The organism is Paraburkholderia sp. 40 (assembly GCF_050434105.1).
In the GTDB taxonomy this organism is placed as follows: domain Bacteria; phylum Pseudomonadota; class Gammaproteobacteria; order Burkholderiales; family Burkholderiaceae; genus Paraburkholderia; species Paraburkholderia tuberum.
Map to the genome: position 1 here is coordinate 2,330,178 of NZ_JBNPVY010000004.1, position 26,133 is coordinate 2,356,310.

24 protein-coding genes, 1 pseudogene and 1 riboswitch are annotated in these 26,133 nt (G+C 65.2%); of the genes and pseudogenes, 13 read left to right on the top strand and 12 right to left on the bottom strand.

Annotated elements, in window-relative coordinates:
* Positions 1–14: 14 nt before the first annotated feature.
* Positions 15–728 (bottom strand): FadR/GntR family transcriptional regulator, encoded by a 714-nt coding sequence (locus OKW28_RS32520; RefSeq protein ID WP_429451628.1) that lies wholly within the window; start codon positions 726–728, stop codon positions 15–17.
* Between the two features lie 182 nt (positions 729–910).
* On the opposite strand from OKW28_RS32520, the gene dgoD reads away from it, so the two are divergent.
* Together dgoD and OKW28_RS32530 are read left to right on the top strand one after the other, a co-directional pair.
* On the top strand, positions 911–2,059 hold the full coding sequence (gene dgoD / locus OKW28_RS32525; RefSeq protein ID WP_429451630.1) for a galactonate dehydratase: 1,149 nt from the start codon (positions 911–913) through the stop codon (positions 2,057–2,059).
* 247 nt (positions 2,060–2,306) lie between these two features.
* Positions 2,307–2,609: a hypothetical protein gene (locus OKW28_RS32530; protein ID WP_429451632.1), complete on the top strand. Its 303-nt coding sequence runs from the start codon at positions 2,307–2,309 to the stop codon at positions 2,607–2,609.
* 135 nt (positions 2,610–2,744) lie between these two features.
* On the opposite strand, the gene OKW28_RS32535 is transcribed toward OKW28_RS32530, so the two are convergent.
* Complete coding sequence (locus tag OKW28_RS32535; protein ID WP_429451634.1) at positions 2,745–3,674, bottom strand: CopD family protein; 930 nt, start codon at positions 3,672–3,674, stop codon at positions 2,745–2,747.
* Positions 3,671–4,048 carry a copper homeostasis periplasmic binding protein CopC gene (gene copC / locus OKW28_RS32540; RefSeq protein ID WP_429451636.1) on the bottom strand — a complete coding sequence of 126 codons (378 nt, stop codon included), beginning with the start codon at positions 4,046–4,048 and terminating at the stop codon, positions 3,671–3,673. Before copC ends, OKW28_RS32535 begins: the two co-directional genes overlap by 4 nt.
* Positions 4,049–4,442: 394 nt before the next feature.
* Here copC and OKW28_RS32545 point away from each other — a divergent pair, with 394 nt between their 5' ends.
* The 4 genes from OKW28_RS32545 to OKW28_RS32560 all read left to right on the top strand — a co-directional run bounded on the left by OKW28_RS32545 (position 4,443) and on the right by OKW28_RS32560 (position 9,056).
* Positions 4,443–5,174: a c-type cytochrome gene (locus tag OKW28_RS32545; RefSeq protein ID WP_429356121.1), complete on the top strand. Its 732-nt coding sequence runs from the start codon at positions 4,443–4,445 to the stop codon at positions 5,172–5,174.
* Between the two features lie 21 nt (positions 5,175–5,195).
* On the top strand, positions 5,196–6,497 hold the full coding sequence (locus OKW28_RS32550) for a c-type cytochrome (RefSeq protein ID WP_429451637.1): 1,302 nt from the start codon (positions 5,196–5,198) through the stop codon (positions 6,495–6,497).
* Positions 6,498–6,629: 132 nt separating this feature from the next.
* Positions 6,630–7,250: a PAQR family membrane homeostasis protein TrhA gene (gene trhA / locus OKW28_RS32555; protein WP_035471054.1), complete on the top strand. Its 621-nt coding sequence runs from the start codon at positions 6,630–6,632 to the stop codon at positions 7,248–7,250.
* A gap of 225 nt (positions 7,251–7,475) precedes the next feature.
* Positions 7,476–9,056 carry a DEAD/DEAH box helicase gene (locus OKW28_RS32560; RefSeq protein WP_429451639.1) on the top strand — a complete coding sequence of 527 codons (1,581 nt, stop codon included), beginning with the start codon at positions 7,476–7,478 and terminating at the stop codon, positions 9,054–9,056.
* 59 nt (positions 9,057–9,115) lie between these two features.
* Here OKW28_RS32560 and OKW28_RS32565 read toward each other — a convergent pair whose 3' ends face one another.
* From OKW28_RS32565 to OKW28_RS32580, 4 genes are all read right to left on the bottom strand, one after another.
* Positions 9,116–9,649 carry a hypothetical protein gene (locus OKW28_RS32565; RefSeq protein ID WP_429451641.1) on the bottom strand — a complete coding sequence of 178 codons (534 nt, stop codon included), beginning with the start codon at positions 9,647–9,649 and terminating at the stop codon, positions 9,116–9,118.
* 138 nt (positions 9,650–9,787) lie between these two features.
* Complete coding sequence (locus OKW28_RS32570; RefSeq protein ID WP_184050847.1) at positions 9,788–10,615, bottom strand: ferritin-like domain-containing protein; 828 nt, start codon at positions 10,613–10,615, stop codon at positions 9,788–9,790.
* A 362-nt stretch (positions 10,616–10,977) separates the two neighbouring features.
* Entirely contained in the window at positions 10,978–12,348 is a 1,371-nt protein-coding gene (locus tag OKW28_RS32575) for an MFS transporter (RefSeq protein ID WP_429451642.1), read from the bottom strand.
* A 185-nt stretch (positions 12,349–12,533) separates the two neighbouring features.
* A complete protein-coding gene (locus OKW28_RS32580; RefSeq protein WP_429451644.1) occupies positions 12,534–14,174 on the bottom strand; it encodes a gamma-glutamyltransferase family protein in 1,641 nt (546 codons plus the stop codon).
* A gap of 337 nt (positions 14,175–14,511) precedes the next feature.
* Between OKW28_RS32580 and OKW28_RS32585 the strand changes: the two genes are divergently transcribed.
* The 3 genes from OKW28_RS32585 (at position 14,512) to OKW28_RS32595 (ending at position 16,646) form a co-directional block, all read left to right on the top strand.
* Positions 14,512–15,291, top strand: coding sequence for a DeoR/GlpR family DNA-binding transcription regulator (locus OKW28_RS32585; protein ID WP_429451646.1), 780 nt, complete (start codon positions 14,512–14,514; stop codon positions 15,289–15,291).
* A gap of 308 nt (positions 15,292–15,599) precedes the next feature.
* Positions 15,600–15,797 (top strand): hypothetical protein, encoded by a 198-nt coding sequence (locus tag OKW28_RS32590; protein ID WP_018421753.1) that lies wholly within the window; start codon positions 15,600–15,602, stop codon positions 15,795–15,797.
* Positions 15,798–15,992: 195 nt separating this feature from the next.
* Positions 15,993–16,646, top strand: a complete 654-nt coding sequence (locus OKW28_RS32595; RefSeq protein ID WP_429451648.1) for a TetR/AcrR family transcriptional regulator — start codon at positions 15,993–15,995, stop codon at positions 16,644–16,646.
* A 28-nt stretch (positions 16,647–16,674) separates the two neighbouring features.
* On the opposite strand, the gene OKW28_RS32600 is transcribed toward OKW28_RS32595, so the two are convergent.
* Complete coding sequence (locus tag OKW28_RS32600; RefSeq protein WP_429451650.1) at positions 16,675–17,049, bottom strand: hypothetical protein; 375 nt, start codon at positions 17,047–17,049, stop codon at positions 16,675–16,677.
* A gap of 198 nt (positions 17,050–17,247) precedes the next feature.
* Here OKW28_RS32600 and glpD point away from each other — a divergent pair, with 198 nt between their 5' ends.
* The 3 genes from glpD (at position 17,248) to OKW28_RS32615 (ending at position 21,278) form a co-directional block, all read left to right on the top strand.
* Positions 17,248–18,777 carry a glycerol-3-phosphate dehydrogenase gene (glpD, locus tag OKW28_RS32605; RefSeq protein WP_429451651.1) on the top strand — a complete coding sequence of 510 codons (1,530 nt, stop codon included), beginning with the start codon at positions 17,248–17,250 and terminating at the stop codon, positions 18,775–18,777.
* A gap of 259 nt (positions 18,778–19,036) precedes the next feature.
* A complete protein-coding gene (gene glpK, locus OKW28_RS32610) occupies positions 19,037–20,536 on the top strand; it encodes a glycerol kinase GlpK (RefSeq protein WP_184022960.1) in 1,500 nt (499 codons plus the stop codon).
* A gap of 55 nt (positions 20,537–20,591) precedes the next feature.
* Positions 20,592–21,278 (top strand): HAD family hydrolase, encoded by a 687-nt coding sequence (locus tag OKW28_RS32615; RefSeq protein WP_429451653.1) that lies wholly within the window; start codon positions 20,592–20,594, stop codon positions 21,276–21,278.
* A 95-nt stretch (positions 21,279–21,373) separates the two neighbouring features.
* On the opposite strand, the gene ribB is transcribed toward OKW28_RS32615, so the two are convergent.
* From ribB to OKW28_RS32635, 4 genes and pseudogenes are all read right to left on the bottom strand, one after another.
* Complete coding sequence (gene ribB / locus OKW28_RS32620; RefSeq protein ID WP_429451655.1) at positions 21,374–22,093, bottom strand: 3,4-dihydroxy-2-butanone-4-phosphate synthase; 720 nt, start codon at positions 22,091–22,093, stop codon at positions 21,374–21,376.
* Between the two features lie 147 nt (positions 22,094–22,240).
* Positions 22,241–22,424: riboswitch (FMN riboswitch) on the bottom strand.
* A 138-nt stretch (positions 22,425–22,562) separates the two neighbouring features.
* A complete protein-coding gene (locus OKW28_RS32625; RefSeq protein ID WP_429451657.1) occupies positions 22,563–23,270 on the bottom strand; it encodes a helix-turn-helix domain-containing protein in 708 nt (235 codons plus the stop codon).
* A gap of 130 nt (positions 23,271–23,400) precedes the next feature.
* A pseudogene (locus OKW28_RS32630) lies at positions 23,401–24,568 on the bottom strand (MFS transporter).
* A 26-nt stretch (positions 24,569–24,594) separates the two neighbouring features.
* Positions 24,595–25,002: a VOC family protein gene (locus OKW28_RS32635; protein ID WP_429451659.1), complete on the bottom strand. Its 408-nt coding sequence runs from the start codon at positions 25,000–25,002 to the stop codon at positions 24,595–24,597.
* A 110-nt stretch (positions 25,003–25,112) separates the two neighbouring features.
* Between OKW28_RS32635 and OKW28_RS32640 the strand changes: the two genes are divergently transcribed.
* On the top strand, positions 25,113–26,078 hold the full coding sequence (locus OKW28_RS32640; protein ID WP_429451660.1) for a LysR family transcriptional regulator: 966 nt from the start codon (positions 25,113–25,115) through the stop codon (positions 26,076–26,078).
* Positions 26,079–26,133: the final 55 nt, after the last annotated feature.

Sequence of the window (26,133 nt, forward strand, 5' to 3'; positions counted from 1 at the left end):
CGCCGACGTCCGTCTTAGCCTTCGATTCGCCCGCGCGTCACGCCGAGCAATGACGCCATCGCCGCGTACGCCGCGGCGGCATCGCGCGCGCGAATCGCGTCGAACACCGCCGTGTGCTCGGCGAGCGACGCGTTGAACACATCGGCGCGTTTCGCATTGAGCCGCAATTGTGCCTCGAGCGTGCGCTCGATCAGCGCGCCAAGCGGGATCAGCAGCTCGTTGCTGCACGCGGTGAGCACGCACAGGTGGAACTGCAGATCCGCGCGCACCCATTCGTCGACGTTGCGCGCCGCCACCATCGCGGTATGCGCGGCCGCAAGCGCACCCAACGTGTCGTCGGTGTGCGCGGCGGCCGCGAGGCCGGCGGCATAAGGCTCGACCATCTCGCGCATTTCCTGCAGCTTGAGCGCGAACGCCATCGGCTCGGCGACGCGTGAATACCAGTCGAGCAGATCGGCATCGAGCAGATTCCACGCGGACTTGACCCGCACGCGCGTACCCACGCGCGGCCGCGATTCGATCAGCCCTTTCGACGTCAACGTGCGCAGCGCCTCGCGCAGCACCGTGCGGCTCACGCCGAACATCTCCATTAACTCGGCTTCACGAGGCAGGATCGACTCCGGCGCATAGTCGCCGCGCAGAATCGCGGTCGCCAGCAGTTGGGCGACTCGCCCGTGCAGATCGTGCGGAATGGTTTTCTCCTCGCGGTTGATGCTCCCGTCGCGCAACGCGCGCGGTAAGTCGGCCAGATCTCACCACTATGTGACAAATAATACTATTAATAGTATTTTAGTGCAGTTTTGTTGTAGCATGGAATTCCTCGAAATTTTGCATGCCCGCAGACCTGCTTTGCATGGGTTCGGAGTAAGCGCCAAAGCGCCAACTTCGATCGACACCGGAGACACACATCATGAAAATCACCAAGCTCGAAACCTTCATCGTCCCGCCGCGCTGGTGCTTCCTCAAGATCGAGACCGACGAGGGCATCGTCGGTTGGGGCGAGCCGGTGGTGGAAGGCCGCGCGCACACGGTCGCCGCGGCCGTCGAGGAACTGTCCGATTATCTGATCGGCAAGGACCCGCTGTTGATCGAGGATCACTGGCAGGTGATGTACCGCGCGGGCTTCTATCGCGGCGGCCCGATCACGATGAGCGCGATCGCCGGCGTCGATCAGGCGCTGTGGGACATCAAGGGCAAGCATCACGGCGTACCGGTGCATGCGCTGCTCGGCGGCCAGGTGCGCGACAAAATCAAGGTGTACTCGTGGATCGGCGGCGACCGTCCGAGCGATGTCGCGAACAACGCACGCGCGGTGGTCGAGCGCGGCTTCAAGGCCGTCAAGATGAACGGCTCGGAAGAGTTGCAGATCATCGACACCTTCGACAAGGTGCAAGGCGTGATCAACAACATCGCGGCGGTGCGCGAGGCGGTCGGGCCGAACATCGGAATCGGCGTGGACTTCCACGGCCGCGTGCATAAGCCGATGGCGAAGGTGCTCGCCAAGGAACTCGACCCGTACAAGCTGCTGTTCATCGAAGAGCCGGTGCTGTCGGAAAACGCCGAGGCGCTGCGCGACATCGTCAATCAGACCAACACGCCGATCGCGCTCGGCGAGCGTCTCTATTCGCGCTGGGACTTCAAGCACATCCTGTCGGGCGGCTACGTCGACATCATCCAGCCGGACGCGTCGCACGCGGGCGGCATCACCGAGTGCCGCAAGATCGCCGCGATGGCGGAAGCCTACGACGTCGCGCTCGCGCTGCATTGCCCGCTCGGCCCGATCGCGCTCGCAACCTGTCTGCAGATCGACGCGGTCAGCTACAACGCGTTCATCCAGGAACAGAGCCTCGGCATCCACTACAACCAGGGCAACGACCTGCTCGACTACATCAGGAATCCGGAAGTCTTCAAGTACGAAGACGGCTTCGTGTCGATTCCGCAGGGCCCGGGACTCGGCATCGAGGTCAACGAAGAGAAGGTGCGCGAGATGGCGAAGGTCGGTCACCGCTGGCGCAATCCGGTGTGGCGTCACGCGGACGGCAGCGTCGCCGAATGGTGATCTGAACACCTGAGCGAAGCAGGCGGAACGCCGCCGGCGGGCCACGTGACGCGCGGGCCGTCGCAGTAACGTAACATCCCGGACCAGGCGGCTCGAACCGGCGTTCGAGCGCTGCCGCACCGACCTGCATCACTCCCCGCCGAGCCTTATCCCGCCTGGTTTTCGCGACGTTTGTTCGGTATCGGACATACGTATGGCCTGCTCCTTGCTGAAATGCATGCCAACAACGCATGCAGCGAGGAGCACCATGGGCGAATTCCTTCCTGACTATCTGATCCGCGAACAGGCGGCGGTCGGCGCGCTGGTTGCGTTTGGCGTGCTGCGCATCATTGGCGCGATGCTCGCGTACGAGCGCGGATGGAACATCTCGGTAGTCGGGAAATGCTTTGTCGCCGCGGCGGTGCTGTACTGTCTGCCGCAGGTCTTCGATCTGCTCACGCAGATGGTCGGCCCGCACGCGGCCGGCGCCGAACTCGAAGGCAAGGCCGCGGGCTGCGCGATCGCGTTGTTCTGCACGCCGATTCTCGGTCATCGCCTCGGCTTCGAGTAAGCGGGCTTCGTAGTGCGGCGCTTTTTTATGCGGCGCTTATGCGCGGGTGCTGTCGTAGAACTGACGCACGATGGACGCGCGCGGCCGTCGCGCATCGATCGCCGATTGGTCAATCGCCTATGCCGCGCCGCGCGTTCAACCGAGCGCAGCGAACGCCGGCACGGTGTGTGACAACGCGGCCGCGACGACGAACACGCCGATCATCACGAGCGCTTCCAGATACATCACGTTGACGAAGGTGTGCGCATCCATCGTCGATGCGGTGCGACGCAGGCGTGGCAGCGCCGATGTGCGGTTCAGCGCGCCGAGCACCAGCGCGAGCGCGACCAGCACGAGCTTCAACGTCAGCACATGACCCCACGTGCTCGCCTGAATCGCTTCGAACGAACTGCCCGAGTCGCGCACCGCATTGAAGACGCCCGACAGCAACACCAACGCGACCGCGACGATCGACACGTTCGACACCTGGGTCGCCGTGCGGATCAGCATGCCCCGCGCGGTGGATGCCCCGAGCGCCGGCAGCACCGCCAGGCCGGAGGCCATCGCGAGTCCGCCCCATACGCTCGTTGCGAGCACGTGCAGCGTCTGCATGCCGATCGCGGCCGACACCACGCCGGCATCGGCCGCATGACCGAGCGACGCCTTACCCGCCGCGATCGCGAGCACCGCGAGCCACAGCAGCGTATTGCGCAGCATGCCCGTGCCATGGCTCAGCGCAGTGCCGAGCAGCACCAGCGCGCCGCCGAACGCGACGCTCCAGCCATAGCCGACATGCGTTTGCGTCAGCACCGTCGGCACCACGCCGAACGCCGCGGACAACGCGACACCGCTCATCGACGCCGCCTGATACAGGAGCCAGCCGAGATCCGCGAGCACCAGCACGATGGTGGCCGCGAGCATCGAGCGTTGCGCGCGCATCCAGCCGGGACGCGCCGGTGAAGTGCCCTGGAGCCCGTCCCTCGCGAGCCATGCGCCGAGTATCGCCGAGCCGACGGCGAAGCCGAACGAGACGTTCATGAGCGCGGCCATTGCGACCTGCCCGATCCACAGTCCGTCGAAGTTCATTTGACGTTGAACGCGAAGTCGCCATGGGTACGATGGCCATCGGTGGCCACCGCGATCCAGTGCACCGCATAGCGGCCGCTCGTCAACTGAGGCAGCGCGAGGTGCATCACGCGGGCGTCCGCGCTATCGACCGTCGACGCGCCCGGCGTCGCGGGCTTGCCGCTTGCATCGGCGAGTGTGATCTTGCTGAATGCGGGCTCGAGCGGCTCGGTGAAATGGATCGTCAGGTCGGTAGGCGCGACGGCGTCGGCGTTCGCGGCCGGCACGCTCGAGATCGGATGCGCATGCGCGAACGCGGTGGACGACATGGCCAGCGCCACCGTGCCGGACATCAACGCTCGCAGCGTCGACGAGGAGAAATCGAATAGCTTCATGTAAGGCCGATAGCGGATGAGAACGAACGGGACATAGCGGGGCCGGCGAGGCGCATCGTCTGCACGACGGCCGGCGAGCCCGGAAGTGTACGCTTCGATGGTGCGCGCGGGGATCGGTTCAACGTGGCTTGATCGAATGCGTCACACGGCATCACGTTTGCGGCGGCGACGCCGTGATTATTTTTGAGGCAAAGACGTCGACCACGTTCCGTGACGCAACCAAAGTCCGAAACCGGCATAACGCGACACACTGTCGCATGGCAGTCACACCTGGAACCGTCTCTAATGCGGCAAATAGTCACCATTACCCTTCGATGATAGAATGCTGCGTCGCCGCAGCGACGGCTGTCCTTCACACCGAGCCGCCCGAAGTTCGGTCAGGTCCCCGATTCTGATGGAGTTACGCGTGTCTTCAAGACGCCTCTTCCGCCCGTTGCTTGCCCTTCTGTTGATCGGCACCGCGGGTGTCTATAGCGCTGCGAAAGCGCAGACTCAACCGAAGGCCCCCGACACGATGGAAGCGCGCGTGCAAGGCTGCACGGCCTGCCATGGCTCGCATGGGCAAGGTACCGACAACGACTACTTCCCGCGCCTCGCCGGCAAGCCGGCGGAATATCTGTTCAATCAGTTGCAGAACTTCCGTGAAGGGCGCCGCAGGTACCCGCCGATGAACTACCTCGTCACGTATCTCTCCGACGACTACCTGCATCAGATCGCCACGTTCTTCTCGCAGCAGCGCCCGCCGTATCCGACGCCGGCCAAGCCGACGGTCTCGGCCGCCACGCTCGCGCGCGGTGAGCAGATCGTGCTGCACGGTGATGCATCGAAGCAGGTGCCCGCTTGCGCGGCCTGCCACGGCAAGGCACTGACCGGTATGGAACCGGCGATTCCGGGTCTCGTCGGTCTGCACGCCGACTACATCAGCGCGCAGCTCGGTTCATGGCGCTCGGGCACGCGTCACGCGATCGCGCCGGACTGCATGCACACGATCGCCACACGCCTGTCCGACGAAGACGTGAACGCCGTCGCGGCCTGGCTTTCCACGCAGCAGGCTCCGCAAAACCCCGTGCCGGCTCCGGCCCGCTCCTTGAAGACTCCGCTTGCCTGCGGCAGCGAACCGCAATAAGGCGCCGGGAGAGACATTCAAATGAAACGCAAGTCTTTGTTCGCCCTCTCGGCAGTCGTCGTGGTCGCGGCCGCCGCACTCGTTCCCGTCCTGTGGTCGGGCGGCGACAATCTGCATAGCAGCGGCGCAGCCGTGGCGGCAACGCCCGCGGACCAGGCCGACCTGATCAAGAAGGGCGAGTACCTCGCCCGCGCCGGCGACTGTATCGCCTGCCACACGGTGCGCGGCGGCCTGCCGTTCGCGGGCGGCCTGCCGATGGCCACGCCGTTCGGCACGATGTTCACGCCGAACATCACGCCGGACGACCAGTACGGCATCGGCAAGTGGACCCAGGACGACTTCTATCGCGCGATGCACACCGGCCGCTCGAAAGATGGCAGCCTGCTCTATCCGGGCTTCCCGTTCACGAGCTACACCAAGGTCACGCGCGCGGACTCCGACGCGATCTACGCATATCTGCGCTCGGTCACGCCGGTCAACGTGCCGAGCCGTCCGCACGAACTGAAATTCCCGTTCAACCAGCGCAACATGCTGATCGGCTGGCGCACGCTGTTCTTCCGTGAAGGCGAGTTCAAGCCGGATCCGACCAAGTCGGTCGAATGGAACCGCGGCGCGTATCTGGTCGAGGGCCTCGGCCACTGCGGCATGTGCCATACGTCGATCAACGCGATGGGCGCCCCGGTCAGCTCGGCGGCGTTCGCTGGCGGTCTGATTCCGCTACAGAACTGGTATGCGCCATCGCTGACGTCGAACAGGGAAGCCGGCCTCGGCGACTGGGACCTCAAGGACATCGCCGATCTGCTGAAGACCGGCGTGTCGAGCCGCGGCGCGGTGTTCGGTCCGATGGCCGAAGTAGTTCACAACAGCCTGCAGTATCTGTCGGCCGAAGACATCAACGCGATGGCGACGTACCTGAAGACGATTCCGCAGAAGAGCGAAGCACCGGAACCGCTGCAGCTCGAAACCTCGGAAAGATTCGGCGGCGAACTGCTGAAGCAAGGTCAGAAGATCTACGCTGACAATTGCGCGAAGTGCCACGAGGAAAACGGTCTCGGCCGGCCGCCGGCATTCCCGCCGCTCGCGAACAACCAGTCGATCCAGATGCCGTCCGCGGTCAACCCGATCCGCATGGTGCTGAACGGTGGTTATCCGCCGAGCACGGAAGGGAACCCGCATCCGTATGGCATGCCGCCCTTCGCGCAAGCTCTGTCGAATCAGGAAGTGGCAGCGGTCGTGACGTACATCCGTATGTCCTGGGGCAACCACGGCACGGCCGTGTCGCCACAGCAGGTGGCCAATCTGCGTTCGGCGCCGCTCGACTAAGCAGGGTTCGACGCACCCCGGGCGCGGCCTGCGAAATTCGCGGCCGCGCCCTTCGTTTTTTCAGGACCGGTATCATGTGGGCCTGTTTGTGTTGGTGGTCGCCCTCGCGGGACCGTGCAGGAGGAAAGAGTTGTGCCCTTCGGTGAGCGTTTGAACAGCATCACCCATCTCGTCGGCGCCGTGCTGTCGGTGGTGGGGCTGGCGGCGCTCGTCACGATGGGCGCGCTCGCCGGCGACGCGTACAAGGTCGTCAGCTTCGCCGTATATGGTGCGATGCTGTTCGTGCTGTATGCGATCTCGACGCTGTATCACAGCGTCAGCCATCCGCGTCTGAAGGCGATTCTGCAGAAATGCGATCATTCGGCGATCTACCTGCTGATCGCCGGCAGCTACACGCCGTTCACGCTCGTTACGTTGCGTGGACCGTGGGGCTGGTCGTTATTCGGCGTGAGCTGGGGGCTCGCTGCCCTCGGCATCGTGCAGGAACTCACGCTCGGGCGACGCACCCGCAGCGTGTCGATGGTGCTGTATGTGTTGATGGGATGGCTCGCGCTCGTAGCCGTCCACCCGCTGGTGCAGGCGTTGCCGGCCGCGGGGACCGCGTGGCTCGTGGCCGGCGGCGTCATCTATAGCGTCGGCATCTATTTCTTCATCAACGACGAGCGCATCCGCCACGGACATGGTATCTGGCACCTGTTCGTACTGGCGGGCAGTCTGTGTCAATTCGTCAGTGTCGCGCGCTATGTCGCGTGACATTCCACGGCGACGAATTGCAACTTAAGGCCAGTCGACGTGTCTGCATAGCGCGTTGAAACATTCGGCACATCTGTGAGCGTGCCGCCGATTTCTCCGTGAACGGAACCGGGCCTCGGCCTCGAACACGCCATGCGGGCGTGTCGATGCCGCGCTGGTTTTTCCGCGTTGGGGTCCTTTGGGCCCAGCGGGGCCGTTCGCGACACTGCATTGCAAAGAGCTTTTATGTCTTTTGATTCCCTCGGCTTGTCCGAACCGCTGGTCCGCGCTGTCAATGAACTCGGCTACACCAGCCCGACTCCGATCCAGACTCAGGCGATCCCGGCCGTGCTCAACGGCGGCGATCTGCTCGCCGGCGCGCAAACCGGCACCGGCAAGACCGCCGGCTTCACGCTGCCGATCCTGCAGCGCCTGAATTCGATGCCGCCGGCCGCCGGCGGCAAGCGCGTGGTGCGCGCGCTGATCCTCACGCCGACTCGCGAACTCGCCGCGCAGGTCGAAGAAAGTGTGCGCGCCTACGGCAAATATCTGAAGCTGAAGTCGACCGTGATGTTCGGCGGCGTCGGCATCAATCCGCAGATCGATGCGCTCAGGCGCGGCATCGATATCGTCGTCGCGACGCCGGGCCGTCTGCTCGATCACATGCAGCAGAAGACCATCGACCTGTCGCATCTCGAGATCCTCGTGCTCGACGAAGCGGACCGCATGCTCGACATGGGCTTCATCCACGACATCAAGCGCGTGCTCGCGAAGCTGCCGCCGAAGCGCCAGAACCTGCTGTTCTCGGCGACCTTCTCCGACGAGATCAAGACACTCGCCGATGGCCTGCTGGACTCGCCGGCGCTGATCGAAGTCGCGCGCCGCAACACGACGGCCGAAACGGTCGCGCAGAAGATTCACCCGGTCGATCGCGACCGCAAGCGCGAGTTGCTCACGCATCTGATCCGTCAGCACAGCTGGTTCCAGGTGCTCGTGTTCACGCGCACCAAGCACGGCGCGAATCGCCTCGCCGAGCAGCTGACGAAGGACGACATCAGCGCACTCGCGATTCACGGCAACAAGAGCCAGTCGGCACGCACGCGCGCGCTCGCCGAGTTCAAGGACGGTACGCTGCAGGTGCTGGTGGCGACCGACATCGCCGCACGCGGCATCGATATCGATCAGTTGCCGCACGTGGTCAACTTCGATCTGCCGAACGTGCCGGAAGACTACGTGCATCGTATCGGCCGCACGGGTCGCGCGGGTGCGACCGGCGAGGCGGTGTCCCTCGTGTGCGTCGATGAACTGCAGTTGCTGAAGGACATCGAGAAGCTGATCAAGCGTCCGGTCCCGCAGGAAGTGATCGCCGGTTTCGAGCCGGACCCGACCGCGAAGCCGGAGCCGATCCTGCGACGCGGGCAGGGCGGCGGCGGGCGCTCGCCGCGCCAGGGACAAGGTGCGGGGCGTCGTGACGGCGGTGCTGGTGGTGGCGCACCGGCCAAGCCGGCTCAAGGCTCCGGTCAGCGTTCGGGACAAGGCACGGGTCAGCGTTCGGGCCAGCGTGCGTCGAACGCTCAGCCCACGCCGCGGCCACAAGGTGCGAAGCCGGCCGGCAATGGCAATCAGCCGCGTCGCGATACGCAGCGTCACGACGATCGGCCGCGTACCGCCGCGCATGATGGCGCTCCCGCGCATCATGCGCCGCGCAAGCCGCAGGGCAATCGTTCGCAAAACGGCAATCCGGGCGCGTTGCTCGGCGGCGGCGCGAAGCGCAACGATGCGCCGCGTGGTGCGCAACCGTCGCGCAACGGCGACCGTGGCCGTTAAGCGTCGCGCGGCCTGAAGGCTGCCCGCGCATCAGCCGTTAGCGCTTCCCTGCTCGAAGACTAACGGCTGCTCGCGGCGGCAGCCTGCTTCAAATGCTCGACCTGCAGTTCCCATCGCTCGAGCACCTCACTCCCCTCTCCTTGCAATTCGAACGTGATGCCGCCCGTGAGGCGCGCATAACGGACGCTTTGCGCTTCCGCTGTGTCGATCGAGCCGAGCAGATAGACGAGGCCGCTGTCGTCGCCAGCAACACCGGGCAGCGGCGCGACACGCAACTGCACCTGATAGAACGCCGCATCGCAGACGAAGCTCAGCGCCGCGCGCCCGCTTTGCGCGATCGCGCGCGTCGCGCGCGCCTGCGGCCATAGCGCGATGCACAGCGTGCGCGAGTCGGGCGCATAGAGTTCGCCGACGCTCAGCAGAGATGTGCGCACGTGGCCGTTCGCATCGACGGTCAGTAGCGACGCGGTGAAGCCCAGCTTGTCCGCAAGCGACGAACCGTCGAACAACGCGCGCACGTTGGCCGGCCATTCGTCGAACACGATCTGTTCGAGCGGACGCGCGGACGTAGATGCGGAGGAGGAAGCGCTCATGCCATCGATCCAGTCGAAGTAGTCGGTAAAGCTCCATCATGCCTCGAAAAAACCAAAGCCCGCATGAGCGGGCTCCGGTTCGCTTCGTCAGGGTGTTGCAGCTGCATTCAGCCGATGCCTCGCGCAACGATCGATGGCTCAGCGAAAGAATACGTGCTGCGTGATCTTCGCGAGCGGATAATGCACGCCCGGCTGAATGCGCGCCGGCAGATCGAGCGGCTTGAGCAGCATCTTCACGCACATGTCGGCGGACAGATTACGGCGCACCAGCTTGTTGATGCGCGCCGCGCGCTCGCGGTTATACGCGGAGTCGTGCACGCGCTCCGGATAGCGAATCGCGAACACGTGCCGCAACGCGATCTCCGAATCTTCGTTCTTGATTTCCATCACGCGACGCATCAACGCGCCGAGCACCGCGAGCCGACCGTTGCCCTCGATCCGGTTGTACTTCTTGAAGTACCTGAAAAAGTGCTTGTAATGACGGACTTCGTCGGTGCGGATGTTGTCGGTGATCTGCTTGAGGACCGCTTCGTCCGAGCACTCGTTGATCGCGCGATACAGCGTCGCGGTACCCGTTTCGACTACGCAACGCGCGACCATCTCCAGCGCACGGGTCTTTTCGAAATCCTCGATCGAGCACGTAAGCGAATACTCGCCCATGAAATTGCGGAATGCGGTGTCCCAGTCGAACTCGGGCCATACATACGCGATATAGGTCTTCAGCGCCCGGCCGTGCTGCATTTCCTCGGGCTCCCACTCGTGGTTGAGCCAGGCCGAGACCTCGGGGTCGTCGTTGAAAAACGTGCTCAGATTGCTGGTGTAGAGATCGGTGCCGCTTTCGATGAACGAAGCCGCGCACAACAACAGCAGCAGGTCCTCGTTGGCCGCGGCCTTCTGACGGTCAATGCGCGTCAGATCGATGTCTTCGATCCGCCAGGGCATGACATGGTTCAGCTCTGTGTGCATCGTGTCTTGCTCCCATGCTGTACCGACCCGTGGAGTTCTTCGCAACTGCCACCGCGCTCGCAGTGATGTTTCTGCGTGTCGGATACAACGCCGTGAATTAGAATTGGCCCTTGTACTCTGCATGTTAGCTGGAGATATCCGACCATGCAGATCACACAGCACAGACCATGCCGCATCGACGCAGTTCCGATTTCAAGATAGTCGAAATCTTCCAACGTGTTAAAACGATGTGCGCAAGGCAAAAAAAGCCAGCCCAAAAGGCTGGCTTTTCGGACAGACATCAGACCCGGCGGGGTTGGGGACACGGGCGGGCGCCCTGGGCGGGCCCCATAGACGGCCCCCCTGGGCGGGCCCCCTCCTCCTCAGGCAGGTTGGACGTCGCCCGGGATGGGACGCACGCGACGCATGCGCAGCGCGACGATGATCAGCGATACACCCGAGAGCACCGCCGCAAGCAGGACGTAATAACTTGGCGCGAGTTTGTCGCCGGTCAAATGAATGAAGGTTTCGACGATGGTCGGCGCGAAGCCGCCGAAGATCGTCACGCCGATGCTGTAACCGATTGAAAGGCCAGTCGAGCGCACCTGGGTCGGGAAGATCTCCGACATCAGCGCGGGCATCGGCCCCGAGTACGAGGCCTTGAAAATACCGGCGACGCCTTGCAGCACGAGCAGCCAGCCAATCGTCGGATGTGTCTGCAGCCATGCGAACATCGGATAGATCAGCAGGCCCATCAGGATCGACGTGCTCAGCATGATGCGAATTCGGCCGATGCGATCGGACAGCGCGCCCATGATCGGCGAGAAGATGAACTGCATGCCGCCGTTCAGCACGACCACGCCAAACGACGCGGCCGCCGCCATGTGCAGCTGCTTGACCGCGTAAAGCGGCATGTAGAGCTGCAGCACGTACACGCCGACCGTCGACTGCGCAACCATGCCGATCGCGAGCAGCAGGTTGACCCACTGATTCGAGAACGACGCGTCCTTCGTTCCGCTGACGACCTTGTGCTCGCCAGCCGCCTCGCGAGCCGCGCGTTCTTCTCGCAATGCGAGGAATTCGGGCGTCTCGTCGAGATGCGAGCGGATGTAGTAGCCGACCGGCCCGACCAGCAGACCGAACACGAACGGCACACGCCAGCCCCAGCTGTTCAGATGCTCGGCCGGCAGCCACGCGGTCAGCAGCGAACCGAAGGCCGCCGCGGTGATCGCCGCGAGACCCTGGCTCGCGAACTGCCAGCTCGCGTAGTAGCCGCGCCGAGTCGCGCTGTGCTCGACCATGAACGCGGTCGCGCTGCCGAACTCGCCGCCGACCGCGAAGCCCTGCACGAGCCGCGCCAGCAGCACCAGCAGCGGCGCCGCGAGACCGATCGTCGAAAACGGCGGCATCACGGCCATCGTGAAAGTACCGACCATCATCAGCGCGATCGCGAGCGTGAGCGCCGCCTTGCGGCCCTTGCGGTCGCCGTACACGCCGAGCACGATCGCGCCGAGCGGGCGCATCAGGAACGAGAGGCCGAAAGTGGCGATCGCGAGCAGGGTCGACAGCCACTCGTCCTGCATCGGGAAGAACTGTTTCGCGATGATCGTCGCGAAGTAGCCGTAGACCAGGAAGTCGAACCACTCGAGCGCGTTACCGATCGACGACGAGAAAACGATCCGCCGCACCATCGCTTTCGAAAGCGGCGCGGCGTGGGGGGAAGCAGTCGTCGAGTGCGACGCGGGGGTGTTCATGATGGTCTCCTGCCTGTCTGCTGCGTGATAGCTGTGGTAGGTGCGGCACCGCCTGGGTCAGCGAGTGGGCTGGCGGGCGCGCAATAGCGCGGCATACGGCATGCCGCGCGTTCGTTACGTGTTACCCGGGTGTCGGACCTGAGTCCCGGTGCGGACCTCGGCCCCGGGCATTGCCTCGTTGTGGCCTAGAAGCCGGCGGCGAGACCGTCGCGGCGGCTGTCGCTGGCCGCCACGTAGCCGCGCTCCGGCTCGTTGCGATCGAGTTTCCAGATGAACTGGCCGGAGCCGAAGTCCATGTACGGATCGTCGACCGACTTGATCGTGTGGCCGAGCTTCTGCAGGCCCTCGGTGGTCTTCGGATCGAGCGTCGACTCGATATCGACCGTGAAGTCGCGGTTGACCTTCCAGCGCGGCGCGTCGCACGCGGCCTGCGGTTGCTGACCGTAGTCGAGCATGCGCACCACCGTTTGCAGATGGCCTTGCGGCTGCATGTCGCCGCCCATCACGCCGAAGCTCATCACCGCTTCCTGCTGACCGTTCACCTGCTGCGTGAGGAACGCCGGGATGATCGTGTGGAACGGCCGCCTGCCGCCCTCGACGACGTTCGGCGACTTCGGATCCATCGAGAAGCCGCAGCCGCGGTTCTGCAGCGCGATGCCGCTGTCCGGCACCACCACACCCGAGCCGAAGCCCATGTAGTTCGACTGGATGAAGCTGACCATCATGCCGCTCTCGTCCGCGGCCGACATGTAGATGGTGCCGCCCGCCTTCGGCATGCCGAAGTCGAAGTGCGTCGCCCGCTTCGGATCGATCAGCTTCGCGCGCGAGCTCAGGTACGCGTCGTCGAGCATCTGCTCGGGCGTGACTTCCATCGACCGCGGATCGGCCACATAGCGATACAGGTCGGCAAACGCGAGCTTCATCGCTTCGATCTGCAGATGCTGCGACTCGACGCTGTCGACCTTCAGCGACTTCACGTCGAACTTCTCGAGGATGCCGAGCGCAACCAGCGCCGCGATGCCCTGGCCGTTCGGCGGAATCTCATGCACGGTGTAGCCGCGATAGTCCTTGCCGATCGGCTCGACCCAGTCCGCGCGGTAGTTGCGGAGATCGTCGGCGCTCAGCGCGGCGCCGCCTTCGCGTGCGAACGCGGCGATCCGCTCGGCGATCTCGCCTTCGTAGTACGCGCGCGGACCCTGCTCGGCGAGCTGGCGCAGCGTCTTCGCGTGACCGGGGAAGCGCACGAGTTCGCTGACCTCGGGCGCGCGGCCGCGCGGCATGAAGGTCTGCGCGAAGCCCGGCTGATCCTTCAGTTCCGGCACCGCGGCCGCCCATTTGTACGCGACGATGCTCGCCACCGCGTGACCGCGCTCGGCGATCTCGATGGCCGGCTCCATCAGGTCGGCGAACGGCAGCTTGCCGAACTTCTGGTGCAGCGCTTCCCAACCAGCGATCACGCCCGGCACCGTGACGGCGTCCCAGCCACGCTTTGGCTGTTTCGCGAAGCCGTTTTCCTCGCCGTATTTGCGCTTGAAGTAATCGACGTTCCACGCAGCCGGCGACACGCCCGACGCGTTCAGACCATGCAGCTTCTTGCCGTCCCACACGAGCGCGAACGCGTCGCCGCCCAGGCCGCACGACACAGGTTCGACCACTGTGATCGCTGCGGCGGCCGCGATGGCCGCGTCGACGGCATTGCCGCCCTTCCACAACATGCGCAGCCCGGCCTGCGCCGCAAGCGGATGCGAGGTCGAAACGATATTGCGTGCGAATACGGGCAGACGTTGCGTCGGATAAGGGTTGTGCCAGTTGCTGAAGCCAGTCATGTCGAACACTCTCGAAAGCGCGGGCCGGCACGAAAAGTCGCCGGACATCATGGGAAAGGTTGTAAAGCAGGTAAATCGCGGAACCCCGGATTGCATCGCGAAGCGCGCCAAAAAACAAATTCATTTATCAAATGAATAAATGCGTATTGCGCCTGAATGAAGGTTCGAGCAGGTCCGGAGCGTTCCCGGCGAGTTCCAGCGGATTGCGCCAGTTGGCGGACATGGGGCGCGATGGTCTTACAATAGCGGCAATCGCGCTCGTCGACGGCGGGCTTCCTGCCAGCCGCTTGATGATCGCGACGGAGCACGCCGACACGACAGCCACCACCCGAGACACATGACACGAGACCCCCGCCTGACTCTCAACGCCCGGCAACAGGAATTGCTGGAGTGGGTGCAACGCGACGGCTTCGTGACTGTGGACGACCTCGCGAGCCACTTCGACGTCACCCCGCAGACGATCCGCCGCGACGTCAACTGGCTCGCCGATATGAATCTGCTGCGCCGCTATCACGGCGGCGCCAGTCTGCCGACCAGTTCCGAGAACGTCTCCTACACCGCGCGCCAGCGCATGTTTCATGAAGAGAAAAGACGCATCGCGGCGCTAGTCGCCACTCACATTCCCGATCAGGCATCGCTCTTCATCAACCTCGGCACGACCACCGAGGAAGTGGCACGCGCGCTGAACCGCCACCGTGAACTGCGCGTGATCACGAACAATCTGAACGTCGCGAGCATGATGAGCGGCTACCCGGATTGCGAAGTACTGGTGACGGGGGGCATCGTGCGGCCGTGGGATAAGGGCATCGTCGGTGAACTGGCGATCGACTTCATCCGGCAGTTCAAAGTCGATTTCGCGATCATCGGCACGTCGAGCATCGAAACGGACGGTACGCTGCGAGATTTCGACACGCGCGAAGTGCGTGTCGCCGAGGCGATCATCGAGCACGCACGCACCGTGTTCCTCGCCGCCGATCACTCCAAGTTTGGCCGCCCGGCGCTAGTTCGCCAGGGACATCTGGAGCAGATCGACGCGTTGTTCACCGACGCCGCGCCGCCCGCCGACATGGCCGAGGCGCTGAACGCCGCGAATTGTCAAATCTATATCGCCGGATAATTCCAGGCGATCTCCGCCATGCTGCGGTGCACGCGAAACCTCGCGTGAAATCAAGAATTTGGCCGCGGGACCGGACCGCCTATCGCGCGGCCAATTGTCAAATGGAAAATTTACGAGGACCGGGTTGGCGTTTCATCGGTGCTCGCCTACACTCCAGTTCCCCAACGTGCGTTGCGAGTTTCGCACGGCGTCGGTTGTATGAATCTGTCGTGTAAGCCGTACCCCCCGCCCTGATCCTTTAGCGGACCCCGCCCCGGCCTGCCGGTCGACTGCAAGGTTGTCCGCAATTTGCTGACATGGAGAGAACGATGCTGAGTCCGCATGAATTCGCCACGTTGTTGCTCGTCAAGGACGCCCCCAACCAGGTCGAAATGGGCCGAGAAGAACTCGATGCGTTGCTCGAACGCCAACTGGTGCAACTCGAGCGCCTCGCATCGGGCAACGAAGAATGGCGCGTGACCGAAACCGGCGACACCGCATTGCGGGCCATCAAACGTTTTTCCTGAGATTCCCTGTCGTTCGATCCGAGAGCCGTTGGCGGCGTATCCGCGCCGCCTTGGCGGATGCGCCGCGCGCTTCGCTCGCGACTACCGGTCTCGTATCGTTCAATTCCCCTGACAGCGGGCCGCCTTCGCGGCCCTTTGTTGTGCGCATCTCATTTACACAGTAAATTCACGCGACGGACTTCCCCGCCCTCGCGCATGCCCAAGACGCTCTCCGCCGACGACATCCAGCAGTTTCGCGAAGCCATGCGACGCGTCGCGGAAAACGCATTTGCGACCCGCGGCGCGCAAGGCGTGACGATGCGCGAGCTGGCGAAGGAGCTCGGCTGCAGTGCGATGACACCGTATCGCTATTTCCGCGACAAGGAAGAAATTCTGGCGATGGTCCGCGCCGCCGCGTTCAACCGCTTCGCCGCGCGCCTCGAAGCGGCCGCGCGCGGCATCCCCGCGAACGCCCCCGCCATCGATCACAGCGCCGTCGGCCGGGCCTACGTCGACTTCGCGCTCGATGAACCGCACGCCTACCGTTTGATGTTCGATCAGACGCCGCAACAGCAAGGCGCTTACCCTGAACTGGCCGCGGCGTCGCAGCGCGCGTGGCGTCTGCTGGAAGCGCACTTCGAGCGGCTCGTCGAGGCGGGTATTCTCGAAGGCGATCCGCGCCTGATCGGCTATGCGTACTGGACGAGCCTGCACGGCTTCACGATGCTCGCGCTCGCGAACCAGCTACCGCCGTCGGCCGCGCAACAGGCGGATTCCGCCGACGACGGAGCGCCGCAGCCATCACGTGAAGCCGTGTTCGCGCAGATTTTGCGCATGCTGTGGCGCGGAGCGTTGGCGCCGCACAAGTGAACCGGTGCGCCGGTCAACCCGCTGCTGCTTACCCGCTACGCAAGGTCGGATCGGCACTCGCACGCCAGCTGATCGCCCTTGCGCGCTGCTCGTTGAAGAACTCGACCCACTGGTTGCGCACCTTCGGATCGCTGCTCGTCGCCTCGCTCGCATGGCGCTGCGCGATCGATGCCTGGAACGCGCAGAAGTCGTCGTTCGACAGCCGGCCGCGCCGGTTCGCCACATAGGCATCGAAGAACGTCTCATAGACGATCTGCGCGTCGCTGCCGTAGTCGACGGTTTGCGGCGAGCACATCTTCTGCAACGCCTCGAACGACGTTGCGCCCCTCGTCCCTTCCAGACTCGGCGTACTCACGCATCCCGCCAGCAGCGCCGCCGCGCCGATCATCAAAAGTCCACGCATACATCACCTCGAAATGGCTGCTACCGAGAGTATCGTCCGCGGTCGCGCGTTGCGCCACTCCGTGCCATCCGACCCAGGCTCGCTCGGGTCGAAGCGAACTTTACTTTTTCGAATATGTTCATTAGAGTTCGAAAACGAACATGATTCGTTCAATTGGCTTTCCAACTTACTTCCAGATTCGATGCAGAGGCTCACCAGGTGACGCAAGGCACGAAATACGATTTGCTCGTCGTCGGTGGCGGGATCAACGGCGCCGGCATCGCCCGCGACGCGGCCGGCCGCGGCCTGGCGGTGCTGCTGTGCGAGCAGGACGATCTGGCCGCGCACACCTCGTCGGCGAGTACCAAGCTGATCCACGGCGGCCTGCGCTACCTCGAGTACCGCGAGTTCGGGCTCGTGCGCAAGGCGCTGCAGGAGCGCGAGACGCTGCTGCGCGCGGCGCCGCACATCATCTGGCCGCTGCGCTTCGTGATGCCGCATATGCCGGATCTGCGCCCCGCCTGGCTGATCCGCGCGGGTCTGTTCCTGTACGACCATCTGGCCAAACGTGAGCTGCTGCCGGGCTCGCGCGGCATCGTGATGAGCCGGCATCCGGCCGGCGCGCCGCTTGTCGAAACGATCAAGCGCGGCTTCGTTTATTCGGACGGCTGGGTCAACGACGCGCGCCTCGTCGTCCTGAACGCGCTCGACGCGCACGAGCGCGGCGCGACGATCCTCACGCGCACGAAGCTGGTCAACGCAGAGCGCGCCGGCGGCGAGTGGCGCGCGCAACTGCAACGCGCGGACGGCACGACGCTCGACGTGCGCGCCGCCGCGATCGCGAACGCGGCGGGCCCGTGGGTCGGCGAGCTGCTGAAGGGCGCGCTCGGCCGGCCATCGGCGCATAGCGTGCGGCTCGTCAAGGGTAGCCACATCGTCACGCGGCGCCTGTTCGAGCACGACCACGCGTACATCTTCCAGAACGCCGATAAGCGGATCATCTTCGCGATTCCCTACGAGCACGACTACACGCTGATCGGCACCACCGACCTCGAATATCGCGGCGACCCGTCGCAAGTCGCGATCGACGCCAACGAAACGCAGTATCTGTGCGATTCGATCAACCGCTACTTCAGGCAGAAGATCTCGCCGGCCGACGTGCGCTGGAGCTATTCGGGCGTACGCCCGCTGTTGGAGGACGAGAACGCGGACAATCCGTCGGCGGTCACGCGCGACTACTCGCTCGAACTCGACGCGCCCGCGGAACAGGCGCCGCTGCTGTCGGTGTTCGGCGGCAAGATCACGACGTTTCGCAAGCTCGCCGAGCAGGCCGTCGATACGCTCACCGACGCGCTGCGCCACTGCGGGTCCGCGTGGACCGTCGACGCGCCGCTGCCGGGCGGCGACATCGCACAGGCGAACTTCAATCGCTTCCTCGGTGAGTTCTCGCGCGAGCATGCGTGGCTGCCGGCGTCGCTCGCGCATCGGCTCGCGCGCGCGTATGGCACGCGCGCGAATCGCGTGATCGGCCTCGCGCGCTCGCGCGCCGAGCTCGGTCGCGAGTTCGCGCCGGGACTGCACGAAGCCGAGCTGGTTTATCTGCGCGATACCGAATGGGCGCGCACCGCGCAGGACGTGCTGTGGCGGCGCTCGAAGCTCGGCCTGCACGTCGAGCCGGGCACGCTCGATGAGGTTACGCGCGATATCGACGCGTGGTTCGCGCGCGAACCGGCCCGGCAGAGCGCGTAGGCGGCCCCGCCGGGCAAACTGGCATTCCCCGACAAAAGCGGCGGCAAACACAACGCGGCGCCAATGCCGGGTGAAGCAAACGGCGCGAGCCCGTAGAAACGGCGCACACCATCCGCGCGTCCCGGGCCGGCCCCACCGCAGCTTCGGCTGGACGACACCGGCACGCGCCCTCACACTATGGCGGCCCGCTCACAACAACACGCCGCTCGCATCGCCGGCCAGCAATCCGGCGATCCGTAACATGCATGGAGAAGAGACAATGCTGGATCAGTACGTTCTCGCGCTTGACCAAGGCACCACCAGCTCGCGCGCGATGCTGTTCGACCGGCGCGGCAACGTCGTGTCGACCGCACAAAAGGAATTCCAGCAGATCTACCCGCACCCGGGCTGGGTCGAGCACGATCCGCAGGAAATCTGGTCGACGCAGGCCGGCGTCGCCGCCGAAGCGGTCACGCGAGCCGGCATGAACGGCACGTCGATCGCGGCGATCGGCATCACGAACCAGCGCGAAACCACGATCGTGTGGGATCGCGAAACCGGCCACCCGATCTACAACGCGATCGTCTGGCAGGACCGCCGCACCGCCGATTTCTGCGACGACCTGAAAGCGCAGGGTCTCGAAGCGAGCGTGCGCGCGAAGACCGGCTTGCCGATCGACTCGTATTTCTCGGCGACCAAAATCCGCTGGATTCTCGACAACGTCGAAGGCGCGCGCGAAAAAGCGCGTCAGGGCCGGCTCGCGTTCGGCACCGTCGATAGCTGGCTGATGTGGAATTTCACGAAGGGCGCGCTGCACGTCACCGACGTGACCAACGCGTCGCGCACGATGCTGTTCAACATCCACACCCTGAAGTGGGACGACGAACTGCTCGCCGCGCTCGACATTCCCCGCAGCATGCTGCCGGAAGTGCGGCCGTCGTCGGAGGTGTACGGGCCGACGGTGACCACCGTGTTCGCGTCGAAGATTCCACTCGCGGGCATCGCCGGTGATCAGCACGCCGCGCTATTCGGCCAGATGTGCACCGAGTCCGGCATGGTCAAGAACACCTACGGTACCGGCTGCTTCCTCGTGATGAACACGGGCGCCAAACCGATCGAATCGAACAACAATCTCGTCACGACGATCGCCTGGCAGATCGGCGAGCGTATCGACTACGCGCTCGAAGGCAGCATCTTCATCGGCGGCGCCGTGGTGCAGTGGCTGCGCGACGGCCTCGGCATCATCAGGAACGCGGCGGAAATCGAAACGCTCGCGCGCGGCGTGCCGCATTGCGACGGCGTGTATCTCGTGCCCGCGTTCGCCGGCCTCGGCGCGCCGCACTGGAACGCGCATGCGCGCGGCACGCTGTTCGGCGTCACGCGCGGCACGACCTCCGCGCATATCGCGCGCGCGGCGCTCGATTCGATCGCCTATCAATCGCTCGACGTGCTGAAGGCGATGGAAGCCGACTCGGGCATTCGCATCGGCGAGTTGCGCGTGGATGGCGGCGCCTGCGCGAACAATCTGCTGATGCAGTTCCAGGCCGACATCCTCGGCGTCGACACGGTGCGCCCCCAGGTGTCCGAGACCACCGCACTCGGCGCCGCCTATCTGGCCGGTCTTGCGGTGGGCTACTGGAAGGACATCGACGAGTTGAAAAGCCAGTGGAAGCTCGAGCACCGCTTCACGCCGGCGCTACCGCATGCGGAGGTCAGGACCTGCCTCGATGGCTGGCAGCGCGCGATCCGCGCGGCGAAGGCCTGGGCCGATACGCCGTAAGGTCGCGGGCACGCAACCCGCCGCCCGCGCGCTTTGCGCTTACCGTTTTTCAGGCATGATCGACCACCTCATCTGTGACTGCGACGGCGTGCTCGTCGACAGTGAAGTCATCGCCGATCGCGTGATGTTCGACACGCTGACGGCCACCTTCCGCGGCATCGATTTCGCCCCCGTCGTCAAAACCGCGTTCGGCCAGCAAACCTCGCGCTTTCTCGCCGGCCTCGAAACGCGGTTCGACATCACGCTGCCTGTGAACTTCCTCGACACGATCGAGCACCATGTCGAGCTCGCGCTCGCCGCGTCGCTCGGTCCGATCCACGGCGTGCGCGACGCGCTGCAACGCGTGACGCTGCCGGCTGCGGTCGTGTCGAACAGCCGTATGTCGCGCGTCGCCGCATCGGTACGGCGCGCGGGTCTGCAGCAGATTTTCGGCGAGCGCGTGTTCAGCGCCGAGCAGGTCGCGCGGCCGAAGCCGTATCCGGACGTCTATCTGTTCGCGGCCACGACGCTTGGCGTCGTGCCGGCGCGTTGCCTCGTCGTCGAGGACAGCGTCGCGGGTTTGAACGCGGCGCGCGCGGCCGGCATGAAGACGATCGCGTTCGTCGGCGCGAGCCATATTCCGGACGGCTACGCGGATGCGCTGCGCGCGATGGGTATCACGCGAATCATCAAGCATATGGATGAACTGCCGGCGCTCATCGAGGCGGGCGTGCGCGGCGAATTCGGCGACGTGCAGTCGTAGCGGTTTTGCGCAACGCCGATAAAAAAGCCGGTTCTTCGGAAGACGAACCGGCTTTTTTGCGTCATGGCGTCGCGTGCCGCTCGATGGATTGCCCGTCAAGCCTCGGCCATCGCGCCCTCGCGCACCTGCGCGAGCGACTCGCGAAACTCGACCAACTCGGCGATCGTCAGCATCGGCAGATCATGTTGCGCGGCGAAGCGCTCGACGTCCGCGCCGCGCGTCATCGTGCCGTCGGCGTTCATCAGTTCGCACAGCACGCCGGCCGGCTTCAGGCCCGCGAGAATCGCCAGATCGACGGTACCTTCGGTGTGGCCGCGCCGCGCCAGCACGCCGCCCGGCATCGCGCGCAGCGGGAACACGTGGCCGGGGCGCACGATGTCGGCGGGTTTGGCCGTATCGGCGACCGCGGCGCGGATCGTGGTCACGCGATCCTGCGCGGACACGCCGGTGCTGACGCCTTCGCGCGCTTCGATCGACACCGTGAACGCGGTGCCGTGACGGCTTTCGTTGTTGACGGCCATCGGCGGCAGTTCGAGCGCGCGGATCTTGTCGTCGGGCAGGCACAGGCAGACGATGCCGCTGCATTCCCGGATCAGCAGCGCCATCGTTTCGACCGACAGGCGCTCGGCCGCGACGATCAGATCGGCTTCGTTCTCGCGGTCGTGGTCGTCCTGCAGCACCACGGCGCGGCCCTCGCGCAGCGCCTGCAAGGCGGCGGCGATACGCGGCGGAACGGCTTCGGTGGCAAGCAGCGGGAGATCGGCGAAGGCATCGTCTGCAATCGTCGACGGAGCGGGAAAAGTAGCAAAGGACATGGTTGAAACGCTCATCGCAAAAGTTGGGCGAGAGACGTTTCAGGGCATTGCAAACAGACTGACACGCGCCGCCCAGGCGCCGCGCGAAAGCGGACGCTGATACGCCACCCGGCTACAGGCGGCGTCGCGGAACGCACATGACCATCTGCACATCTTCTTCCATCCGGACTATGACCGTCGGCTCTGGCTTCTGACCAGATCTGCTGACCCCGCTCCTGTCTCCGCTATTCCGAAGGCCAAGCGATGCGGGCGCTCGCGGGCTTGCCGGCTCGCGCTGTCGCGCTGCCGGCCCACCGCCGGTGGGGAATTTCACCCCGCCCTGAAGACGCACTGATTGCCGGTTCGACCGGCGGGCGAAGCATACAACAGTCGCGCGAGCGCTGCAGCGCGACGAACAAAGATCCTACTCACTGCATTGGACCTGCATCGACGCCCTGACCCGCGCTTGAACCTCGGACGCCGTCGATTCTCAACCCGGCACACCTTCGCGTGCGGCTTCGTCGCGTGCGCCGCCCGCGGCCGGCACTTCCCAGCGCGGCGGCGTCTCAGCCCGCAGCGTCACGCGAAACGCGCGCGCCTCGGTGTCGCCGGGATTGCGCAGGCTGTGCGGCTGGTCGGCGTCGAACACGATCGCGTCGCCGGTCGCGAGCAGTTGACGCTGGTCGTGCACGCTGACTTCGAGCGTACCGTCGCTGACCACCAGATTCACCGTCGTGCCAGGCGCGCGGCGCACGCCCGCTTCGGTATGTAGCGGGGCGATCCGCAGTTCGTGAAACTCGGCGGCGATCGACTCGTCGTCGGGACACAGCGGCCGCACAGAGTAGCGACCGTTCGCGCTGACCACGCGGGCCGAGCGCTCGGCCGGCAGATGCTCGAAGCCATTGGTCGCGTGACGCCGCAGGAACGCCGCCACCGACACCTTCAGTGCCGCCGCCACCTTGCACAGCACCTTGATCGACGGCACGCTGCGCGCCGATTCGATCTGCGCGAGCATGGCGCGCGATACGCCTGACGCGCGCGCCAGCGCATCGAGCGAAAGCTGCCGTTCGGCGCGCAGCCGCGCCAGATTCACGCCGACCAGCTGTTCGAGCGCATCGAAGGGTTCGGCGGAGCGCGGCGCCGCGTCGGTGTCGGCATCGGCAGACGGATCGCGGACCAGCGCGAGCGGGGAATGCATATTGGCCTCCAGAGCGCCGCCAGGCGGCACAAGAGCAGTAAGTGGAAGCAAGATAGCATCGGCTTTCGCCGCACCCAACGAAGTTATCTTCACACTGTTATCAGCATTGCGGAGGCAAGCAACTGACGACTCACGCGCTTTGCGCGAGCGCGCGCGCGGGCGCATCCATGCGCGCCGCGAACCACGTCAGCAGCAGCGCGGCCACGCTGACCGCGGCGGCAACCCACGGCAAGGTATCGAGCGCGTGACCGTGATTGATCACGAGACCGCCGAGCCACGCACCCGCCGCATTGCCGACGTTGAACGCACCGATGTTCAGTGTCGACGCGAGATTCGGCGCGGCGGCGGCCTTCTCGACCACGCGCATCTGCAACGGCGGCACCGTCGCGAACGCCGCGATGCCCCACACGAACACCGTGATCGCGGCAGCCGCTTGCGAATGGCTGGTGCGCGCGAAGATCGCCATCACGACCGCGAGCGCGGCGAGAATGCCCATCAGCGACGGCATCAGCGCGCGGTCCGCAAGCTTGCCGCCGACCATGTTGCCGACCGTCAGGCCCACGCCGAACAGCACGAGGATCACGCGTCACGCCGCGCGGCGAAAAACCGCTCACCTGCTCGAGGATCGGCGCGATATAGGTGAACACGACGAACACGCCTCCGAAGCCGAGCACCGTCATCGCGAGGGCACTCCACACTTGCGGGTCTTGCAGCACGCGCACTTCGTGGGCGAGGCCGGCGGGGCCGGTGTCGTGGCGGTTCGGCACCAGCGCGCCGATGCCCGCGAGCGACAGCACGCCGAAGCCGCTGACGATCCAGAACGCCGCGCGCCAGCCGAACTGCTGGCCGATGAGGGTGCCGAACGGCACGCCGAGCACGTTCGCGAGCGTTAGGCCCGTGAACATCAGCGCGATCGCGCTCGCGCGCTTTTCGGCCGGCACGAGCGAGGCCGCGACCACCGCGCCGATGCCGAAGAACGAGCCGTGCGCGAACGAGGTCACGACGCGCGCGATCATCAGCACCGAATAGCCCGGCGCCACCGCGCACAACACATTGCCGACGATGAACACGCCCATCAGCAGCAGCAGCGCGAACTTGCGCGACATCCTGCTCGTGACTACCGCGAGCAGTGGCGCGCCGACCGCGACGCCGAGCGCATAGCCGCTGACGAGCAGGCCCGCGGACGGGATCGACACGGCCAGATCGCGCGCCACTTCGGGCAACAGGCCCATGATGACGAATTCGGTCGTACCGATGGCGAATGCGCTAATCGCGAGCGCGAGTAATGGAATGGGCATTTTTCCGCTCCGGGAATGAGGCGGGATCAGGGTTTGGGTTGAAAGAGCTGGCGCGCCGCCGTCACGAATTCGATGACGACGCCCGGCGCGAGCGCGACGAACAGCTGCTGCTGCTCCGGTTGCACGGCGCTCGCCGGCACCTGCGCGGTTTGATAGCCGATGTCGTGCGCGTCGAGCCGCTCGAGCAACGCTTGCCATTCGCCGGCGCTATCGAGCCGAAAGGCGTTGTGATCGATGCGCGGCATGACGCGGCCCGCCGCGCCGGAAGCCGGCGCGGCGATCAGATGCACTACCGGGCGGCCGCTTGCGTTCAGCCAGTAGCCGTCGACGGAAAACGGCGGGCGCGCGCCTTCGATGAGCCCGACGATGTCGACGAAGAAACGTCGGGCGGAATCGAGGTCGGCGGTGACGATGGTCGCGTGATCGAGTTGCATGACGAAGGACAGCAGCGGAGGTGTCGACGGCTGCATTGTCGCGGCGCGACGCAAATTTGATAATTGGCGTAGCGTTTGAAGCATTTTCAAATTCTGCTTGAAAGCCAGCGATGGATAACCTCGGTGACATCCGCCTCTTCGTCGAAGCGGCGCAGCAAGGCAGCCTGTCGAAGGCGGGCCGCAAGATGGGCCTGACACCCGCCGCGGCGAGCGCGCGGCTCGCGAAACTGGAAGCGAGGCTCAAAGCGCGCCTGTTCGAGCGCACCACGCGGCAGCTACGGCTCACCGACGAAGGCCGCCTCTACCTGAACTGCTGCCGCCAGGCGCTGCAATCGCTGGACGACGCCGAAGCCGCGCTGCAAGCGGGCCAGGGCGTCGTGCGCGGCAAGGTGCGGGTGTCGGCGACCTCGGACTTCGGCCGCAACCTGCTGATGCACTGGCTCGACGAATTCAACGCGCTGTACCCGGACGTGACGTTCGCGTTGACGCTGTCGGATGCGCTGGCCAATCTCGTGCAGGAGGACATCGATCTGGCGATCCGCTTCGGCGTGCCACAGGACAGCTCGCTGGTCGCGCGCCGGCTCGCGCCGAACCGGCGGGTGCTGTGCGCATCACCGGAATACGTCGGGCGTCGCGGCGAGCCGAAGGACCCGCTCGACCTCGCCAATTTCGACTGCATCGTGCTCGGCACCGCATCGGGGCCGGCCAGCGAATGGCGCTTCACGCGCGGTGACGAGGTGCAGCACTACAGCGTGCCGTTCGAAGCGGCGCGCGAAACCAACGACGGCGCGGTCGCGCGCGAATGGGCGCTGCGCGGCTACGGTATCGCGATCAAATCGATGTGGGACGTGGAAGCGGACCTGCGCGCCGGCCGCCTGAAGATCCTGCTGCCGGAATGGCGCTACCCCGATGCGCCGCTGCACGCGCTGTATCACCGCAATCGCTTCATGGCGCCGCGCGTGCGCGTGCTGCTCGATTTCCTCGCCGAGCGCTTCGCGCAGGTGTCGGATGAACTGGAAAGCCTGCTGGGACTGCCGCCGGACCGGCCAATGAGCGCCGAAACCCCCGTTGCGTGAAGGGCTATAATATGCAGTTACGCTGCAAAGACACGCGCAAGCCGGCCATCACGCG

Coding starts and splice junctions, on each gene's coding strand:
- dgoD (WP_429451630.1), top strand. CDS start 911: ATGAAAATCACCAAGCTCGAAACCTTCATCGTCCCGCCGCGCTGGTGC.
- OKW28_RS32530 (WP_429451632.1), top strand. CDS start 2,307: ATGGGCGAATTCCTTCCTGACTATCTGATCCGCGAACAGGCGGCGGTC.
- OKW28_RS32535 (WP_429451634.1), bottom strand. CDS start 3,674: ATGAACTTCGACGGACTGTGGATCGGGCAGGTCGCAATGGCCGCGCTC.
- copC (WP_429451636.1), bottom strand. CDS start 4,048: ATGAAGCTATTCGATTTCTCCTCGTCGACGCTGCGAGCGTTGATGTCC.
- OKW28_RS32545 (WP_429356121.1), top strand. CDS start 4,443: ATGGAGTTACGCGTGTCTTCAAGACGCCTCTTCCGCCCGTTGCTTGCC.
- OKW28_RS32550 (WP_429451637.1), top strand. CDS start 5,196: ATGAAACGCAAGTCTTTGTTCGCCCTCTCGGCAGTCGTCGTGGTCGCG.
- OKW28_RS32560 (WP_429451639.1), top strand. CDS start 7,476: ATGTCTTTTGATTCCCTCGGCTTGTCCGAACCGCTGGTCCGCGCTGTC.
- OKW28_RS32565 (WP_429451641.1), bottom strand. CDS start 9,649: ATGAGCGCTTCCTCCTCCGCATCTACGTCCGCGCGTCCGCTCGAACAG.
- OKW28_RS32570 (WP_184050847.1), bottom strand. CDS start 10,615: ATGCACACAGAGCTGAACCATGTCATGCCCTGGCGGATCGAAGACATC.
- OKW28_RS32575 (WP_429451642.1), bottom strand. CDS start 12,348: ATGAACACCCCCGCGTCGCACTCGACGACTGCTTCCCCCCACGCCGCG.
- OKW28_RS32580 (WP_429451644.1), bottom strand. CDS start 14,174: ATGACTGGCTTCAGCAACTGGCACAACCCTTATCCGACGCAACGTCTG.
- OKW28_RS32585 (WP_429451646.1), top strand. CDS start 14,512: ATGACACGAGACCCCCGCCTGACTCTCAACGCCCGGCAACAGGAATTG.
- OKW28_RS32590 (WP_018421753.1), top strand. CDS start 15,600: ATGCTGAGTCCGCATGAATTCGCCACGTTGTTGCTCGTCAAGGACGCC.
- OKW28_RS32595 (WP_429451648.1), top strand. CDS start 15,993: ATGCCCAAGACGCTCTCCGCCGACGACATCCAGCAGTTTCGCGAAGCC.
- OKW28_RS32600 (WP_429451650.1), bottom strand. CDS start 17,049: ATGCGTGGACTTTTGATGATCGGCGCGGCGGCGCTGCTGGCGGGATGC.
- glpK (WP_184022960.1), top strand. CDS start 19,037: ATGCTGGATCAGTACGTTCTCGCGCTTGACCAAGGCACCACCAGCTCG.
- OKW28_RS32615 (WP_429451653.1), top strand. CDS start 20,592: ATGATCGACCACCTCATCTGTGACTGCGACGGCGTGCTCGTCGACAGT.
- ribB (WP_429451655.1), bottom strand. CDS start 22,093: ATGTCCTTTGCTACTTTTCCCGCTCCGTCGACGATTGCAGACGATGCC.
- OKW28_RS32625 (WP_429451657.1), bottom strand. CDS start 23,270: ATGCATTCCCCGCTCGCGCTGGTCCGCGATCCGTCTGCCGATGCCGAC.
- OKW28_RS32635 (WP_429451659.1), bottom strand. CDS start 25,002: ATGCAACTCGATCACGCGACCATCGTCACCGCCGACCTCGATTCCGCC.
- OKW28_RS32640 (WP_429451660.1), top strand. CDS start 25,113: ATGGATAACCTCGGTGACATCCGCCTCTTCGTCGAAGCGGCGCAGCAA.